Consider the following 17,288-nt stretch of genomic DNA (forward strand, 5'->3'; position numbering starts at 1 on the left):
GCTCTGCCCCATACTTTTTTACCAAATTACATTATACATTATGGGATGACTTTGTGATTTCTTTCCAAAACTCTCCTCCTGTTTCCTTAAAAATATGAAGACATACGTCAACAACCCTGCTATCGAACCATATTTGCCGTTTTTTCTGTATCTCTTCCAGGGCTTCCTCTATGCCGAGAGCCGGCCGATAGGGCCGAAAAGAGGACATGGCCTCCACCACATCAGAAACACAAACAATCTTTGCTTCAAGGGAGATCTCGTCACCCTTCAGGCCATGGGGATACCCTGTACCGTCAACATGCTCATGATGCTGAAGAACAATATCTGCGATAGGCCATGGGAAATTTATTGCAGATAATATTTCCGCGCCAAAACGGGCGTGGTTCTTAATAATGGCAAACTCAGCTTCGCTGAGACGTCCGGGCTTGCTAAGAATAGATGAGGGGACAGGGATTTTTCCGATATCATGCACGAGAGCCGCATAAAATACGGCTTCTACCCTGTTATGGGGAAGCTCCATCCTTTCGGCAATTGCTTTGGCGAGGTATGCTACTTTCTGCTGATGTCCCGCAGTGTAAGGATCTTTTATCTCAAGGAGACGGCTCATGAGATGAAAAGTTTCCTTGAATGTCTTTGATAACAAAAGTAAATTTTTCTCCAGGGCCAGTTCTGTTTCGTAGCGCGAGAGAGCAGAACCTAACAAAAGTGAATAGATGCCAAGAAGGCCTTCAGATATATGTTCTTCATGGTCATTTCCCTTTTCCCGCACAAAAACACAACAGACACATCCTGCCATGGCTTCATCTCGCAAAAGAGGAAGGAGAATAACTGTTTCGTCAGGTGTAGTTTCAAGTATTTGCTTCTTTTCTTCTGTGTCCCAGGTAAAGGGACTTTTCCCTTCTAAAAAAAACACGGTCTGAGACTGGATCGTTCGTCTAAGAGGTTCAGTTTCCCCAAAGGTAAGGGGAAAAACCTTCCTGCCCATTTCTTTTTCTCCTTCATAACGAATAAAAGCTGTTCCTCTTCCTTTATCTGGCCTGTCAAAGAGGAAAACGGACATATATCGAGCCCGAAAAAAAAGTCTCAGGTCATGGAGAGAAGAAAGAATCGTCTGCTCAAAATCTTTTTCTTTGACAAGAGCCGCTGAAAGGGACGAGATAATTTCTTCTGCCCTGAGATGCTGACGAATAGCTCCCTCATTGTTCTTGCGGGCGGAGATATCAGTATAAATTCCATAACTCCCTCGATACATGCCTTTCGTTACAAGAGGGTACCCAGAAATCATAACAGGAAGAAGGGAACCATCTTTACGCAGTCTTAAACTTTCCCGCCCCGAAACCACACCGCCCAGACCTGTGATTATGGTCAAATCCTGGGCGTGGCGCAGCAGGTCTCCTGCTTTTGCCAAAAGGGAATCCACATCCTTTCCCTTAACATCTTTCCGACCATATCCAAACATCCGCAGAAAAGCGCGATTGGCCCTCATTATCTCTCCTCTTGGATTAATGAGAATGGTTCCATGGGGGGAGTTTTCAAAAAGTTTCTCCAGGTGCTCTGTTTCGGACTGTAAGTTCAATACTTCCCTTTTGAGCAATTTGTCATTCCAGAGGAGAGCAATGACGAGAATGGCAAGAACGGATGTGATAGCCACGTTAATAGCGATAAGCCGTCTATGCCGGTAAAAGAAAGTTTCTGGTTCACCAAAGAGGATCATATCCCCTGGAAGGCTCTGAAGGGATTTTTTCAAATCTTTAAGCCCGGTGTAGTTGCCCATGGACACCGGCACATCCTCTCTGATTGGGATAGATGAGGGAGCCTTGCCATCCAGGATTTCAACAGCCAGTTTAGCCGCTCGTTCTCCGTGGGCTTCTCCCCTGAGAACACTCCCGGCGAGAGTTCCCCTCTCGATCATCATCTCCAATACTGAAAAAATGGGCAGGTCAGTAGCATCCTGTATTATGGCAAGGATTTCGTCAGGAGAATAATATTCTCCCTCACCGCCCTGGGCATATAACAGTAACAGAATAATAGTCTGGGGAGGGAGTTCTCGTAACGATTTCTTTAAGTCATCAGGACCTAGACCCATAAGGTTAATTTCGTTGACTTTTCCTTCATAGGACTTCATGCTTTCTCGAAGCTGGTTAATGATCCACATTCCAGTTAAAGACAAGTCACTGATGACCGCCACGTTTTCTGTGACAGGGAATAACCTTAAAGCCAGATTTATGGTTCCCTCTATGTCAAGCCGTTCTATGAGACCGGTAGTGAGGCTGTCTATTTCTTCCGTCAGGGACTCTCTGCTGTTAACTCCGCAAAATACAACAGGGACCTTGGGGAAAAGGCGCCGCCCCGCGTGGTTCATAAAGATAAAAGCATCATCATCGCCACAAAGGATAATATCTGGCGGCTTCTTTTTGTATTTTAAACGAAGGCTATTTTCCAGAAAGAGGGTGAAACGATTGGGACTGGCACGTTTAGCATCAAGATATTCCACATAAATATTGACTTCTTTGTCTCGCTGATCAAAGACCTTTGCTATTCCTCGACTTATGGCATCAGTCCATGGGTATCCGTTATGGTAGGAATGAAGAACAAGTATGGTTTCCTCTGCAAAAGCCACTTTTGAAAAACAAAAAAACATCAGCAGGACAAACAAAAAAAAACGAAATTTACCTGTCCTATCCACGAGAAAGGCTGCTATCCTACATTTTCTTTTACTTCTGGAAAAAAGAAGCAGGAGCTTTCCCCCCCTGAGGTTCTCATATACTGTGTAATCATACCACTTTCGACCCTCTTCAAGAAACTAATGCACAATAAAGAATTTCACGATATACTTGCAAACGGTGTCAGAGATTGAAAGAGGTGACATTTTTATGAATCTTTGTTATATCGATGGAAAATTTCTTCCTTTAGAGGAAGCAAAGCTCCCTGTAACAGACCTTATTATTCAACGTGGCGTCGGAGTTTTTGAAACCATAAGTACTCACTCGAGAAGACCTCTTATGTTGACTCCTCATCTGAAACGTCTTGAAGGATCAGCCACCGCTTCTTCTATTGTGATGCCTGCCACTCTTGATGAAATGGCCCGAATTATACGGGAGGGAATTAAAAAAATGGGCTGTGAGACCATGGTTCGCCCGTATATTACCGGAGGGGACTCTTTTGGAAAGGATCATCTTTTCAGTTCCTCAAGATATTTTGTGATCTTTGAAGAAATCCGAAAACCAGATCCAATACTCTATGAAAAGGGGGTCGCCTTACATCCAATTAATGCAGAGAGATATTTGCCAAGCACAAAAAGCATAAACTATATGCTTTCATTCACTGGGCAAAGAGACTCTAAAGGAGCCTACGAAATCCTCTATTGTCCTGAAGGGGAAATTGTAGAGGGATCCCATAGTACTTTTTTTCTTATAAAAAACGGACACCTCATTACAGCACCCACCAGTCGAGCCCTTTCAGGAACAACGCGGCAGATCGTTCTCGAGCTCGCCAGGCGGGGAAACATCCAGGTTGAAGAACGATGCCCTCTCTTGACAGAACTCCCAGAGGCAGAAGAAGCCTTTATTACAGGAACAGTCAAGGAACTTTTGCCAGTAGTACGAATAGGGGATCAAATTATTGGAAATGGCGTTCCTGGCAAGTTAACAAAACATTTACATCAAGTGTATCTTTCGTCCATTGTTGAGTGGCTCGAATAGAAAAATTGTAAAAAGAGGCGAAAAAGGAGAAACTTATTTCCTCTCGCCTCTTTTTTCTTATCATGCCATACAAAGCAGACTCGCCCCGATAAACATGAAGAACACTCCCTTAAGCCTGTAACGAATGTCTTCCTTCAAAATAATTGATGACAGCATGACGGTAACAACCATGCTCAACATTGAAAGGGGTTCCGCAATGCTTACTTCAATAGATTTGAAGGAGATAAGGAGGCATAAATAGGCGTAGGCGTTTATAAAGCCACTGGCGAGAGAAATCCAGGGACGATCTTTAAAGAGGACAAAAACCTCCTTTAAGTTCTTTCTTAAAAACATCAGCAGGCCTAAATAGAGAGCTACAAAAAAGTAAAGGAAAAAGGAGTAAAGGACAGGGGATGTGGAAGCGGCGCCACCCTTGTCAATAATACGGCCAATTGCAACTAAAAAAGAGGAAGCCATCATCATTTGACAAGGCTTGTCAGCGAGTAACGCCTTAAGGGATAAGTACATGTTTCTCTGCCTGTTCAGAAAGGTTGCTCCGTAAAGCAAGACCAGCAGCCCGGCTCCTTTCACAAAAGAAAAGGATTCAGAAAGGAAAAGTATGGAAAGGACAAGCAAAAACAGAATGTTAAAATTAGAAAGGGGAGCGACAAGAGAGGCCTCCCCTTCTGAAAGGGCACGAATGTATAAAAGAAAGGCTAAAGCATAGATTAGACTGCTTGCCGCAACATATTTAATAAAAGCCCAATCTATATGGCCGCCATAAACCGTATTTACGGCAAATGGCAGAAGAAATAAGGCGGCTAAGCCGACAAAAAGCATTAAAGCGGCCTTGGGATTAGCTCCTGTTCCCAATTTTTTTACTACGATCCTCTCGAAACCAAGCATAACGATTCGACCTGCAAGTGCTACATATGCAAACAAGACAAACGCCACCCTTCTATGCTGGATAATAGCATATTCAAGAAAATCGAAAACAGCAAAAAGAGAGGCCTTTGAAAAATTTTTTTGAAGAAGGTGATCTAGTGAAAGAACGTGGGCGAATACTTCAAAATGGCATACCGGGAGAGGGACCTGTTGCATACTGGATGAATCGTGACCAAAGAGTGGAAGATAACTGGGCATTACTAGAGGCGCAAAAGTATGCGCTATTAAATAAAAAACCCCTTCTAGTAGTTTTTTGTTTAACCCCTCATTTTTTATCGGCTTCATACCGAGCATATCATTTTATGCTCCATGGTTTGCACGAAGTAAGGCAAGGGCTTTTAGGTTTAAACATTCCCTTTATTCTGTTAGAACAGGAAGCGCCTCTTTCTCTTCCGAATTTAATAAAAAAAATTGATGTATCAGCCCTCTTCACTGATTTCAGCCCTCTAAGAATTAAAAAAGAGTGGGTAGAACAGATAAAAAAGGATATTGCTATCCCCTTTTATGAAATAGACGCCCATAACATTGTTCCGTGTTGGGAGGCATCGACAAAAAAAGAGTACTCCGCCCGCACTTTCAGACCGAGGATTTTAAAAAAAGTGCCAGATTTTCTTACGCCTATCCCCTCTTTGATCCGCCATCCTTATAATGAAACACTAGCTTTGAAGACTGCCGCCCCATTGGAAATGCTTACCAAATATCATTATCCCCAAAAAACGCTGCCCCTTTATGGAGGTAAAGCTGGTTACACTGCAGGGATGGAGTGCCTTCAAAAATTTATCAAAAAAAAATTGCGCGTATATAAAGAGTTGCGTAACGACCCTACTAATAATGTTCTCTCCCAACTCTCCCCCTTCTTACATTTTGGTCAAATAGCCCCTCAAAGAGTGGCCATTGTCATAAAAAAACATGGGGAGAATCACGAATCAATACGGGATTCTGTTGACAGTTTTCTAGAAGAACTGATAGTTCGACGAGAATTAGCCGATAATTTTTGCTTTTATACCCCTTCTTACGACTGTTTTGAAGGGTTCCCCCAATGGGCCCAGAAAACCCTGGATGAGCACAGATGGGACCCTCGAAAATTTACATATACCCTCGAGGAACTTGAACACGGCAAAACCCATGATCAATTATGGAACGCCTGCCAGTTAGACATTCTTTTCCACGGTAAGCTTCACAGCTGGTTGCGCATGTACTGGGCAAAAAAGATACTCGAATGGAGCAAATCTCCTGAAGAAGCCATGAAGGCAGCCATTTATCTCAACGATTGCTATGAAATAGACGGCAGAGACCCTAACGGCTATGCAGGAATCGCATGGAGCATTGGCGGCGTCCATGATCGAGCCTGGCCAGAGCGGCAAATATTTGGAAAAATCCGATATATGAATGACAGCGGCGCAAAAAGAAAGTTCCACGTGAAACAATATATAGAAAGCATTACATCAAACCCAATAGGTCAGCTTTGATCAACCTCTTGATTCTCTTTTATGGCGAATCTGAGTTGAAGATTTTTGCAAGATTCCAGATCTATTAAGAATCGGAACAATCTTCCACGAAAGCATTGACGCACCCACGCCTTTTAGAATATCCGCCGTGATGAAGGGGAAAACCCCTATTTGCAGCACTTTCAGCCAACTAATGCTCTTTCCTGCCACTACATTTAAGTTGAAATAGAGACCAACCGATCCTAAAAGGTAAATCAGGGTAATACCAAGAAAGGGCGCTACACCGTACCGGAAAAAAAGAGGCAATGTGTCGTCATGACTTATACGGCCAACAACATAGGCAGCAACAATAAAGCCCAATATAAAACCAACGGTGGGAGACACAAAAATCTGAAGACCGCAACCGCCAGCAAAAACAGGCAGCCCTAATAATCCAAGGAAAAAATATAGTACCTGAGATAAACTGCCGAGTTTCGGCCCCAAAAGCATTCCTGAAAGAAAAACAAATAACGTTTGCAATGTCATAGGGACAAAGGGAAAAGGAATACGGATATAAGCGCTCACCACCATCAACACGGCAAAAAGAGAAGCCAGAACCATTGCGCGAACTGAAAACCTCATAAAACCACCTCCTATGTCAACCCTGCTATTATATGGGTTGACATAGGAGGTGTAAAGCGTCATCTTTAGCTATTCAGGGAAATAAAGAGTGCAAAGAGGTTGACCTGTACTGACCTTCTATTCTCTGCTCCATTCTTTTATAAAGGCTCTTTTTTGACTTTCACAAAGAAATGCTTCTACTCTCCCCCATAGGGAAAGGGGAACAAAGCAACTCACTCTTACGTCCTCTTCAAATGTCACATTACAAGAGCCTTCTTCGACCCCTAACCTCTTTAACTGGTATAAGAACGCGCTATAAGAAGGGTAATCTATTTGTATATTGCAGCGGCTTCCCAGGCGCCCTCTTATTTTGCCAGCGTTTTCCAGAACGTTGGATGCAGACTCACCATAAGCTTCTATAAGCCCGCGGACTCCAAGCTTGATCCCGCCAAAATACCTTGTTACCACTAAAACCGCATTTGTTACATCAAGCCGCTGTATAGCGCCTAAAATCGGCTTCCCGGCTGTGCCATTCGGTTCTCCATCATCAGAAGAATATTCGCGTGGCGGATCGACCCCTATACGGTAGGCCCAACAATTATGGGTGGCTTGCTTATGCTTTTGTGAAATATGGGTAACAAACTGGCGGGCATCTTCTTCGGTCCGTGCGACAGAAATATGGGCTATAAAAATAGAACGTTTTATTTTTATTTCGGTACTTATATTTTCGGCTGGCTCCCAGAACTCATCAACAATCATTCAAAGGCCACTCATCCCTTAATCTCTTATATGTCTGTTGTAGACTCTCTGCTATAACACGTGTTTCAGCGAACACTGGCATAAAATTAGTATCTCCATTCCAGCGGGGGACAATATGAAGATGCAGGTGTCCATCAAAACCAGCACCGCTAACCTTGCCTAGGTTTATACCCAGGTTAAACCCTTGAGGATGCATCACTTTTTTGAGCACCTTCAAACAAACTCCGCCCAGGCGATGCATTTCTAAAAGCTCCTCATCGGATAACTCCTCGTAAACTGCTGTATGGCGATAAGGAGCAACCATAAGGTGCCCAGGATTATAGGGAAAAGCATTACAAATGATAAAACACGTTGTACCTCGGTGGAGAATAAGGTTTTTTTCATCTTCGTTTTTTTTAGGAAACTCGCAAAAAATACACGTTTTTTGTTTGTTTGCATCTGCGATATATGTCATTCTCCATGGCGCAAAAATGCTTTCCAACGTAAAAACACCCCCATAGACAAATACAAATAATGTTTCACGTGAAACATTATTTGTGAGAATCGTAAATGTAAATATTACACCTAGCTTCCTCTAGTTTTTTTATCTTTACCTTTGCTATTAGCTTTCCATAAAGGGCGCAATGTTATCCAACCCTGCCAGAGCCCAATAGCGGCCCCTATAGTTGCGCACACTACTATTACCATCGCTGGGTATCCTTTAGATGTTAACTTTTTCCCTATAATATACCCCAAGACGATATAGCCTGCTATTATGAGAGCTGTAGATATGACTTTTCCGAAGTTGATCAGATCAGAAGCTCTTTTTAGTATGGTAATTCCCCCTTTTTATTTCCCGGAAATAAAATCGAAGCTGCTGAGTCCTCCAAAAGCTTTTCCAGCCTTTCAATCTGTTCTATTGTGAGTCCGTCAATTGATAGCTTTTTCTTAACTCCATTTCCAGTCACCTTTATTTTGATTCCGTGACGTTCAGCCATGGATTGCATAAACGGCGAAGAATAAGAAACCTTTAAAGATGGTGTCTTATTTTGAATAAAATCTGTTCTTTTAATTTCTTGTATCAGTTTCTCCAGTTTTCTGACTGACATTTCTTCTCGCATTACGCGAAGTGCAAGAGCTTCCATCTGATTTTCTGTTTCAAGGGCTAAAAGGGCCCTTCCATGACCTTCTGTTATGCTTCCGTTCTCTATCATCTGATGAATCCGTTCAGGCAGCTGCAGCAATCGTAATTTGTTCGTGAGAAGGGTGCGGCTCCAGCCTATGCGCCCTGCAAGCTCTTCCTGAGTGAGCTCAAAGGTTTGAAGCAGTTCTCGAATGGCCCGTGCAACTTCCAGAGGTGAAAGATCTTCCCGTTGTATATTTTCAATGAGAGAAATTTCCTGAACATCTTTTTCTGTACCCTCGAAGAAAAAAACCGGGACTTCGTTCAATCCGGCCATTTGCGCAGCTCTCCATCGCCGTTCACCAGCAACAATCTGGTATCCATCTTTTATTTTTCGAACAACAAGCGGCTGGATAACGCCGTGGGTCTTGATAGAGTCGGCAAGGGCCTGCAATTTTTCTTCATCCCATGTTTTCCGCGGCTGGTTAATATTGGGCTGCAGAAGAGAGAGAGGAAGGCTTGTTGCATTTTGCTTCCCTTTTTCTCCAGCAAGATCGCCCGCCCCAGGAATAAGGGCCCCAAGACCCCGTCCTAATGCCTTTCCTTTTGCTGCAACCATCGCTCCGCAACCTCCATAGAAAAGTTCATGTACGCCTTGGCACCTGTACATGTTGGCTCATAATAGGCAATTGGCATTGCGTGGCTTGGCGCTTCAGATAATTTTACATTACGGGGAACAATGGTAGAAAAGACAATCTCACCAAATTGCCTGCGAACTTCCTCAACAACATCATTGGCAAGACGGGTTCGCGAATCGTACATTGTTAGAAGAACCCCATCAACAGCCAAATCAGGATTAAGACAATCTCTCACTAACCCTATAGTATGGGCAAGTTGTCCAACGCCTTCGAGGGCGTAGTACTCGCACTGAATGGGGACAACCAGCTTATGGGCCGCGACAAGAGCATTGATTGTTAACAACCCCAGGGAAGGAGGGCAATCTATAATTGCAACATCGAATTGATTAAGATTCGCCATATGCCTTCGAAGACAGGTCTCTCTGCTTATGACAGAGGCAAGCTCAACTTCCGCCCCCGCAAGATCGATTGTGGCAGGGAGAAGAGAAACACCTTGCCAAGAAGTAGCCATTAGGGCATCTTGTGCGGAAGCACCCCCCAATAGCACATCATACAAACTTACTTCAATAGCCCTCGCCTCTATGCCCAGGCCGCTCGTACAATTTCCCTGAGGATCCATGTCCACAGCAAGAACAGAGTAACCTAAACGCCCCAGTTCTGCAGAAAGATTTACGCACGTTGTTGTTTTACCAACGCCACCTTTCTGGTTCGTTACAGCTATAGAAAGCACAATGTCACCTCCACCAGAATTTCTTTTCTGCCATTCCCGTTTTCCTAGGAAATTCTTTTGGACATGGCTTCTTTTTTTGCCATGTTAAAAGAAAATGCTCCTTCCCGTTAAGGCTGTAATAGAAAATATCAGGAGCCGAAAGGCCGAGACGATACTCCTGACCAGCCAGGGGTTCTATTTCCTCTTTATATAATGGTCCCTTAAAGGCAAGGGCTTTCCCGCCCTGAGCAACAAAAGGGGAGAGATATTCAAGCAACACTCCAGCTCCCTTGACAGCTCTGGCGCCTGCCAGAGAAAATGTTTCTCTCCGGGACAGAGCGAACTCTTCAGCCCTGGAGCAGATGATGGTAACATTCTTCAAGTGGAGAAGACCCGATAGTTCTTCAAGAGCCACGCACTTTTTTTTAACGCTATCGAGAAGGGTGATATGTAAATCCGGCCGGCAAATGGCCCACACCATCCCCGGCAGCCCGCCGCCTGTCCCTACATCGATAATATCTCCCTCCTGGGGGAGGAGGGGAACTGAATAAAGACAGTCGAGAATATGTTCCGACCAAAGGGTCTCTCTATCCTGAGGCCCTGTAAGGCGGACTCTGCCAGAGAATGACACCAGTCCATCTATATATGTTTCTAGAGCTTTTCTGTTATGTTCCGCTATTTCAGCAACGATATTTTCATTTAAATGCTGGAACACTGGCTATCCTCCTAACGACAACAAACAGATATCTTTCTGATATCATAACCCTTACAAAGGAGATATCCAAATAAATAAAGATTATTTTGCCCCAATATAATCAGGCAGGTGTATTACTCGTGGCATACAAGAATTTTATAAAAGGTGTTGTTCTTTTTCTTTTTTTTGTTCTATTTAAAAGCGTTATTCTATTTGCAGATACTCCGCCCAATCTCATTCCCGTTACCGTTTTAAATGTCATTGACGGTGATACGATCACTGTCTCCCTTCCCAATGGGAAAGTAGAGCGAGTTCGATATTTGCTTATAGATACGCCGGAACTCCATCATCCTTTTCATGGAAAAGAGGAATTCAGCGAAAGGGCATGCCGCCTCAACGGCCAGCTCCTAGAGCTCGGAGATATCTTACTGGAATTCGATGTTGAAAAAAGAGACCGTTACGGCCGGCTCCTCGCCTATGTTTGGTGCCGTTCCAGCAAAGAAATGTTTCTCATTAACGAGGAGCTTGTCAGAAGAGGAGCGGCTATGCCTTTAATTATCCCTCCCAATAAAAAATATACCCATTGCATTCAAAGGGCCCTTGCCCATGCCAGAAGAGAAAAGGCCGGACTATGGGGACAAGCCTCAAACAGGCTTTTTACTTCGAAGGAAATATGGACATTCCTTCCCTTTCTGAAGGGAAATTTTATATTAGCTTCGGTTACCGTTGATTCTGTGCAATCCACACCTTCAAAAATACTCCTTAAAGACGGAGCTTTTTTTCTCGTCATTTATAAAAGCGACATATACAAATTCCGTCATCTTAACTTGGATAAAGGGGCAAATCTAACTGTTATGGGGAAAGTTGAAACTAGTTACAGTGGAAGTGAAATGATCATTAGCGACCCTTTACAAATTATTAAATTTAATTTTTAAAGGGCTTTTGTCTAGTGGCATTTAAAAAACTCTCCACAGAGAGATAAGTTATCCACATATCCCATATAATCTCATTAAACAGTTGACAAATCCACGGGTTTTCCACTATCTTATCCACTTATCCACACCATCAAAAAATTAGAAAAGACCCTATATGTAGGCAATTCTTATTTGAATTATTAAAATTATCTGCCTAGTATTCTGTCAGCACTCTTGCCGATGACAAATTACCTGGAAAAGGGTATTGTAAGATTTGAATTGCTTCTTTTTATGAGAAGATACGAGGTGTACTATGAAGAAACGACGTGTTTTTTTCCTGTCCTTAGCAGCCCTGTTTGCTATAGGCGCTGTTTCATTATACGCTCTTAGTGGAATAAACTTTGGAACTGAAACTCTTCGCTCCGTTCTTGAAAAAAGTTTTGGCCCTGAATCTCCTTGCGTTCTCTCGGTGGGAGAGATAAAAGGGAATCCCATATCTGGCTATACTATTTACAATCTCGCTCTTTCCACTCCTGTTTCACCCATTTATGAAGCAGAAATGGTGTTTGCCCGTCCGTCCCTCTCTTCTCTTATTGCAAGACGCCCGGTAATTCATAAACTCCGCATCGAGTCCTTTACTATTTTTGTTGATACCCTTTCAGGGGTGTCAATGAACACAAAAGAAGGGAATAAACTTCAAAACCTTCCATTATTGGAAGTGGAGATGGAAAAAGGACGGGTAACCGGTTCTCCCATTGGTAGTGTTTCCCTTGAAAAAGGCCGCCTTCATCTAGAAAGAAATCAATTTGAAGCCACAATCCAAAGCAAGTTAAACGATCTTCTTATTGAGATAGAAACAACCGGCAAATATGGAGAAGATGGGATATCTGTGCAAAATCTTACGGCAAAAACTGAAGATAGCCTTCTCCGCCTCTCAGGACGCCTTACACATGAAATTGGTCTTGCGGGAAAAATAGAGTCTATATATTTAGCAGACATACAGAAAGCTCTGCCATCTTCCGAAAAAGGGCAGGAGGTTTCTTTATCCGGTCAGGGTGCGTCGAGTCTGATTATACGAGGAAGGTGGCCTAATCTCGTCGCAGAAGGTGGCCTTTACGCAGAAAAGGCAAACCTTGCCGGATTTGATCTTTCTCAAACTCTATGCCGTTGGTCGTGGGATGGAAAAAACATAAGTTTTTTAGATATTAAAGGAGAAGCTTTTCAATCTCCCATTACAGGTTCTATCATTCTGGCACAAAACAATTTTGTCCATTTTGACCTTTCTGGCAAGGATGTTGTCCCTTCGAAATGGTACGGAGTATTTCCTTGGTTGAAGTTTGCCCAAGGTCCTCTGGAAACGCTCCATTTGGATCTCGCTATGCAAGGCGGCAACAAAAATGGCACTGTTACATTTTCCAGCCCGGCCACAGCCATGTCCGGCATTCCCTTAGAAAATGTTTCAGGGACAGTGGCGTTCAATCCTGACAACACGCTGACAGTCAAAACTCATGGGGAATGGCATAAAGCCCGGGTTGTGGGGGAGGGAACGGTTTCTCTCGGCAAAGATCCAATGCTTGATCTTGCTCTTTCAACATCTCGTCTCGCGCTGAAAAACATCCGTAGTACAAAAGCCCCCCTTCGCTCGTTGGCTCTAGAAGGAGATGTAGCTGGCACGATAAAATTATTGGGGCCTTCTTCTTCTTTTTTTATAACAGGCCAATTTGGCTCTGAACGGATTCGCCTCGGCGGAAATCTTTTGGAAAAACTTTCTATAGCCTTTGAACAGAAAGAAAATGTAACAACGGTATCTTCCTTTTCAGCTTTTCTTGGAAAAACCCCAATACAGGGAAAGGGGCATCTTACAAACCTGTTTTCTGAAGAAGAAACTTATGTAAACTTTGAAGGGCGAGGAGAAAAATTGCAGCCATCGTTCCTTGAACAAGTTTTCCCCGCTATAAAAACTCTCAAAATGAGAGGACCAGTTTCTCTGGAATGGAAATTAACAGGCCCGGCGCAAAATGCAGCATTAGACATAAACATTCAAGGAACCAGCAACTCCATATTTGATACTGTTCCTCTTGAACAATTCCTTTTATCCGGCCGGTATGAGAAGGGACAATTAGCGTTGACAAAAATCAATGCAAGGATAATGGACGGAATCCTTTCTTGTGCAGGAGTTTTCAACATGCAAAAGGACACGCCCTTCTTGCAGCTTGAGGGCAACGTTGAGAAAATCCATCTATCACGCCTTGCGGAAATATCCCCAAATTGGCCTTCTCTGAAGGGACAAGTATCGAGTTCTTTCTCCTTGTCAGGCCCCTTGAACTCCCCCGGGATAACAGCCACTCTGGATGGGGAAAAAATTTCCCTTATGGGACTTCTGCTTGATCGCACAACTATGGAATTTGCGGGCTCGCTCAGGGACCTTTCTATTGAAAAGGCTGAGATAGCCCTTGGAGACTCTTTATTGACAGGGTCAGGGCTCTTGTCTTTTGAAAAGGGACTGGATATCAATATTACCATTCCACCAACCCATATTCAAAAGATCATAAGCCAATGGTATCCTAACACCCCGGTGGATGGGGTTGTATCTGGCGAAATTGCCTTTTCAGGCCCCTTCTCAAATCCGGTAATGGATGTCAAGGGGACATTGCCCACGCTACGCATTGGGGGACTGGCGCTCAATGATGTCGCCCTTATGGCGAAACCTGAAAAAAATGGGGTTATTCAATTTTCTCTCGACAGTATCTATAAAAAGTTTAATCTATCCCTTACTGGAGAGGGATCTCCATCTTCAGACGGATGGCTTTTTTCCCTTTCCTCCGGCCCAGAGGGGCTGCCCCTTGAAAAATTGACAGCGAATGGAAATGGGCAGCAACATTTCTTCGGCACTCTTCAGCTGTTATGTGAAGGAAAGATTACATCGAAAGGAATTTCTGGAAAAGGGATACTTACATCCCCTAAGGTAAAATTTTACGGATTTACCCTTTCTAACCTCGATCTGCCTTTTGAAACAACTGCGGAGGGCAGGGTTGTCATTGCTGATGGGAAAGCAAAAGCCTACGACGGCAAGGGAGCCATCTCCGGATCCTTTGACCCCCATAAATTTCGTTGGGAAGGCTTTTTGAATTTTGAAAATATGGATCTTGAGAAAGCCTCTTCAGACTGGCTGCCGCCCCAGGGAAAAATTACCGGCACGGGCACTTTGAATCTCAATGTATCAGGCACCATGGGACAATTGAAACTTATTTTCGGGAATGGTTCTCTCTTTGCAAAAGAGGGGGCGGTTTCAGAGTTCCCCCTTGTTACAAAGATTAGTTCTAATGACGAAATCCGCTACCAGACTATCCTCGCAAATTTCAACCTTGATGGAAGAAGCGTCTACCTTCTCCCTGGCAGCCGTGTCGCAGCATATCCAGAGGATACTACGTATCGTTATTTCACAGCCAGCGGCGCTGTAGGTCTTGGAAACCAACCAATCAACTTAAAATGTGTAGGGGACATAAATCTCAAGGCTTTAAATGCTTTTTTAGGAGCCATTAGCGGCCTCATGAGCGTAGGAGATAATATCACTGACCCCTTGCTTCTTCAAAGGTTCTTATCTGGTTTAGTCGGAGGTTATTCCTCAATTCGGGATTTTCGGGAAGCAAGCTTTACGCTGTCCGGGACGTGGAATAACATTAAAATGTATGACTTAAAAGTATCTCAGCCGGCATACTCAACGTCCATTTCTTCACCCTCTCCCCTTGATGAAAAACGAACTGAAGATGAGGACGAGATTAAAATAAAGCTATCTTTCCCCACTGGGGAGGGAAAAGATAGCTCTCTTACCCCGGGGGAACAAGTGAAAAAACAGATTATGGAAAATCTTTTAAAACAGATTATTAAACCTGGCGAAGAAGATACAACAATAACATATCCGGAACGAGAAAATGGAACTACGTCCCCCAACGGGCAATAATAAGTAGAGGAGGAGAGTCATTCTTATGGGAATTACTGTACGTCAAATGCTGCGAATACCCGAATTGAACAGGATGAAAGTTATTGCCGGAGAAAGCGGCCTTGACACTAATTATGTAACCACTGTTACCGTTCTCGACGCCCCGGATATTCAGAGGTGGGTTCATGGGGGAGAATTTGTCATAACTTCCGGATACATTCTTAAAGACGATCCTGACTCTCTCGCACGGATAATTGAATGTCTTAGCCGCGGGGGTATGGCTGCTATCGGCATCAAATTTGAACGTTTTTTAAAGACTCTCCCGGCAAGTGCGAAGGAAACAGCTGACCGTCTTCATTTTCCTGTTATTGATATTCCCATCGACTATGCATTCAGTGATATTATCAACCCTGTCCTTTCAAGGGTTGTCAACGCCCAGGCCCATGAACTCAGTTTTTCAGAAAAAGTGAGTCAATCTTTTTTTGAACTCATTATCAATGGAGAAGAGGTTGATCCTATTCTCAACAACCTCCATAACTTTATTCACGTAGACATTGCCTTTGTGGACTCCATTTTCGGGCAAAGTTATTTCTGCGCTCAATCTGACAGCTTTATCGAGCTGATTCGGGAAACTGACCTGCCCCGGCTTATTCGAAAGGTTCCTAACCGGACTGTAGCCATTGGGGACAAAGTGTATGGGTATCTTTTCTTCGATGTAGATTCCACAAACATTCAAAAGAGCTGGGAAACCTCCCTTTACCATGCCATCTCGGCCCTTCTTATCTGTATCCAGAAAAAACTCGCAAAAAGCGAAGCTGAAAAACGATATCGAGATGAATTTGTACAAGACATACTTCTCAAAAATGTCCGTTTTGAAAAGGAGGTCTGGAACCGGGCCAAGCTCTTCAATTGGGATCTCAGAGGACCCCAGACAGTCGTTGTCATAGATATCGACAATTACAAACATCAATTTGGAATCGCACAACAAATAGACGAAGCCGTATCCAATCTTGAGGAGATAAAGAAGCGCATTTACTATATCGCTATCTCTCTGGTGAAAATGAAATTTCCCAATGTTCCCCATGCAGAGATGAGCGATTCTATAGTCTTCATCCTTCCGTCGCCGTTCAACGAATATGAGGTCTTCAAAAAAAACTTAAACGCAACCATAGCCTACATACAGCAGGAAGTTCTAAAGAAAACCCAATTCTCTGTAACAGTTGGAGTGGGAAGTGTTAAAGACAGCGTTTTCAGTTGTTATCAAAGTTACGATGAAGCTCGAAAGGCCCTTGAAATGATTCGAAGAACCTGCGGAAGGGGACACTCCATCTTCTGGAAAGACCTTGGTGTGTACAAACTTCTAGGGAATCTCTACAATACAAAAGACGCGGTTAATTTTTACTACGATTATATTGGAAAGCTCATCGACCATGATAAAAAGAAAAAAAACCAGCTCATCGAAACCCTTGAAACGATCATTCGGTGCAACTGGCAACTGAAACCAGCCGCAGAAGAACTGTCTATTCATTACAATACGCTGAAATATAGGTTTCGAAAGATCTGCGACCTTCTGGAATTTGACGTTAATGACAGCGAGCAACGCCTGAATGTTGCGCTTTCATTAAAACTATACTATATGGACAAATATTTGGACGTTTAATTGTCTATGTATTTCTATCGCTCTACATAAACACTTTTTTATGGTAACCATAAACATATTATTATCCCCTTTGATGTTCTTAAATGACGATGAAACACCCCGTTTCATAGTATAAAATCACCTCGTGAAAAAGGAAACTAAATTAAATTCCCAGAAGCTCTGCTGTTTAAATAAAATTTAGAACTTTCTATCAATAGCG

Annotated in this window: 13 protein-coding genes; 5 read left to right on the forward strand and 8 right to left on the reverse strand. The window is 43.3% G+C overall.

Annotated elements, in window-relative coordinates; translation table 11 throughout:
- Window positions 1-31: 31 nt before the first annotated feature.
- Complete coding sequence (locus tag BUC50_RS03715; protein ID WP_169302823.1) at window positions 32-2,641, reverse strand: ABC transporter substrate binding protein; 2,610 nt, start codon at window positions 2,639-2,641, stop codon at window positions 32-34.
- A gap of 232 nt (window positions 2,642-2,873) precedes the next feature.
- Between BUC50_RS03715 and BUC50_RS03720 the strand changes: the two genes are divergently transcribed.
- On the forward strand, window positions 2,874-3,701 hold the full coding sequence (locus BUC50_RS03720; protein ID WP_013049219.1) for an aminotransferase class IV: 828 nt from the start codon (window positions 2,874-2,876) through the stop codon (window positions 3,699-3,701).
- 60 nt (window positions 3,702-3,761) lie between these two features.
- Here the strand turns inward: BUC50_RS03720 and BUC50_RS03725 are convergent, their stop codons facing one another.
- Window positions 3,762-4,622, reverse strand: a complete 861-nt coding sequence (locus BUC50_RS03725) for a DMT family transporter (protein ID WP_013049220.1) — start codon at window positions 4,620-4,622, stop codon at window positions 3,762-3,764.
- Window positions 4,623-4,693: 71 nt separating this feature from the next.
- Between BUC50_RS03725 and BUC50_RS03730 the strand changes: the two genes are divergently transcribed.
- Window positions 4,694-6,094 carry a deoxyribodipyrimidine photo-lyase gene (locus BUC50_RS03730; RefSeq protein ID WP_148211365.1) on the forward strand — a complete coding sequence of 467 codons (1,401 nt, stop codon included), beginning with the start codon at window positions 4,694-4,696 and terminating at the stop codon, window positions 6,092-6,094.
- Here BUC50_RS03730 and BUC50_RS03735 read toward each other — a convergent pair whose 3' ends face one another.
- The 6 genes from BUC50_RS03735 to rsmG form a co-directional block, all read right to left on the reverse strand.
- On the reverse strand, window positions 6,095-6,694 hold the full coding sequence (locus BUC50_RS03735) for a biotin transporter BioY (protein WP_013049222.1): 600 nt from the start codon (window positions 6,692-6,694) through the stop codon (window positions 6,095-6,097).
- 117 nt (window positions 6,695-6,811) lie between these two features.
- A complete protein-coding gene (locus tag BUC50_RS03740) occupies window positions 6,812-7,432 on the reverse strand; it encodes an IMPACT family protein (RefSeq protein ID WP_286677153.1) in 621 nt (206 codons plus the stop codon).
- Window positions 7,422-7,913, reverse strand: a complete 492-nt coding sequence (locus tag BUC50_RS03745; protein WP_273015188.1) for an HIT family protein — start codon at window positions 7,911-7,913, stop codon at window positions 7,422-7,424. The genes BUC50_RS03740 and BUC50_RS03745 overlap by 11 nt, the downstream gene beginning before the upstream one ends.
- 325 nt (window positions 7,914-8,238) lie before the next feature.
- Complete coding sequence (locus BUC50_RS03750) at window positions 8,239-9,153, reverse strand: ParB/RepB/Spo0J family partition protein (protein ID WP_286677154.1); 915 nt, start codon at window positions 9,151-9,153, stop codon at window positions 8,239-8,241.
- Window positions 9,126-9,902, reverse strand: a complete 777-nt coding sequence (locus tag BUC50_RS03755; RefSeq protein ID WP_013049227.1) for a ParA family protein — start codon at window positions 9,900-9,902, stop codon at window positions 9,126-9,128. Before BUC50_RS03755 ends, BUC50_RS03750 begins: the two co-directional genes overlap by 28 nt.
- 4 nt (window positions 9,903-9,906) lie before the next feature.
- Complete coding sequence (rsmG, locus tag BUC50_RS03760) at window positions 9,907-10,596, reverse strand: 16S rRNA (guanine(527)-N(7))-methyltransferase RsmG (protein ID WP_013049228.1); 690 nt, start codon at window positions 10,594-10,596, stop codon at window positions 9,907-9,909.
- 119 nt (window positions 10,597-10,715) lie between these two features.
- Between rsmG and BUC50_RS03765 the strand changes: the two genes are divergently transcribed.
- The 3 genes from BUC50_RS03765 to BUC50_RS03775 all read left to right on the forward strand — a co-directional run bounded on the left by BUC50_RS03765 (window position 10,716) and on the right by BUC50_RS03775 (window position 17,089).
- Window positions 10,716-11,510: a thermonuclease family protein gene (locus tag BUC50_RS03765; RefSeq protein WP_286677155.1), complete on the forward strand. Its 795-nt coding sequence runs from the start codon at window positions 10,716-10,718 to the stop codon at window positions 11,508-11,510.
- A gap of 292 nt (window positions 11,511-11,802) precedes the next feature.
- Window positions 11,803-15,450 carry a hypothetical protein gene (locus BUC50_RS03770; RefSeq protein WP_286677156.1) on the forward strand — a complete coding sequence of 1,216 codons (3,648 nt, stop codon included), beginning with the start codon at window positions 11,803-11,805 and terminating at the stop codon, window positions 15,448-15,450.
- Between the two features lie 25 nt (window positions 15,451-15,475).
- The gene (locus BUC50_RS03775; protein ID WP_286677157.1) at window positions 15,476-17,089 is read left to right on the forward strand and encodes a PucR family transcriptional regulator; all 1,614 of its coding nucleotides are present in this window, start codon (window positions 15,476-15,478) and stop codon (window positions 17,087-17,089) included.
- The last annotated feature ends 199 nt before the right edge of the window (window positions 17,090-17,288 follow it).

Origin of the sequence: Aminobacterium sp. EBM-42 (genome assembly GCF_001896635.1) — a bacterium.
Classification (GTDB): domain Bacteria; phylum Synergistota; class Synergistia; order Synergistales; family Aminobacteriaceae; genus Aminobacterium; species Aminobacterium colombiense.